1 protein-coding gene and 1 pseudogene are annotated in these 1,096 nt (G+C 62.7%); one reads left to right on the top strand and one right to left on the bottom strand.

What is annotated here, in order from left to right; all coding sequences use genetic code 11:
- The coding region (locus tag BST28_RS22935; RefSeq protein ID WP_272937549.1) for a beta-ketoacyl-[acyl-carrier-protein] synthase family protein at window positions 1-773 on the bottom strand (773 nt) is incomplete at its 3' end.
- 195 nt (window positions 774-968) lie between these two features.
- On the opposite strand from BST28_RS22935, the pseudogene BST28_RS25340 reads away from it, so the two are divergent.
- Window positions 969-1,096: pseudogene (locus tag BST28_RS25340) on the top strand (beta-ketoacyl synthase N-terminal-like domain-containing protein); the annotation flags it as partial.

Raw genomic sequence — 1,096 nt, 5'->3', positions numbered from 1 at the left:
AGCACGCCGGCACCTTCACCCATCACGAAGCCATCACGACGCGCATCGAACGGACGCGACACCCCAGACGGCGACAGTACCCCCATGTCGCGGTAGCCCGCCAAGATTGGGGTGAGCACGCTGGCCTCTGAGCCTCCGACCAGGACTGCGTCGACCTCACCCAGGCGCAACATGCGGATACCTGCGACAATCGCGTCGCCACCGCTCGAGCAGCCCGAAACCACTGCGTAAGCCGGGCCTTCGCAGCCGAAACGCATCGCCAGCACGCTGGCCGCCGCGTTCTTCATTACCTTCGGCACGAACAACGCAGACACGCCCTCGGGCCCAAAGTCGCAGAACTCGTGCCAGCCAGCGATGACGGCGGCGCGCCCGCCCTCGGCGGAACTGATGACACAGCCGATCCGCTCGGGTTCGACGGGTGCGCCGTCTTCCAGCCAGCCGGCCTGTGTAAGCGCTTCCTGGGCCGCCACGATCGCGAACTGCGTGAAGCGGTCGTAGCGCTTCACTTCCTTGTTCTTGAAGTAATTGGTCGGCTCGAAGTCAGTGCAGGCGCCGACACCCTCGGCGATCCCGGAATCACCCGCCGACCATCGGTCGAGCAGGCGCTCCGCACCTACCCCCAGCGGAGTCACGGCACCAAACCCGGTCACGACCACCCGCCGTTTTGCGGATGTTGACCCATATTGACGTTCGTGGGTATTCCTTTGCTGAAATTTACGTTGGTGGGTATTCGAGGTCGAGCGGTTGCCCTGGTGTGCGGTGGTCTCGGACATCTTCGGCCCCGTTCGCTATGTTTCAACCGTATGAGAGTCAAAAGTCTGAATCGGGGGTAGCGTACCCATGTACTCGGCTCTCTGGGGGGAAGATTGGTGTCTTCGGGCGATCGCGCGGAGTCTGATGGCCAGCGGAACCATAACTACGCTTATTTGCCTAAGCAGATGCCCGCTGTGACTGAGAAATCGCACCGTGAGTCCGTAGCGATCGTCGGAATGGCCTGCCGGTACCCGGGAGGTGTTTGCTCTCCGGAGCAGTTGTGGGAGTTGGTGGCTGGTGGGGTGGATGCCATCGGTGAGTTCCCGCAGGATCGGGGTTGGGA

This window comes from Mycolicibacter kumamotonensis (assembly GCF_002086285.1).
Taxonomy (GTDB): Bacteria; Actinomycetota; Actinomycetes; order Mycobacteriales; family Mycobacteriaceae; genus Mycobacterium; species Mycobacterium kumamotonense.
The sequence above is the reverse complement of the archived record's forward strand: the minus strand, read 5'-3'. Positions and strand labels throughout refer to the sequence as shown.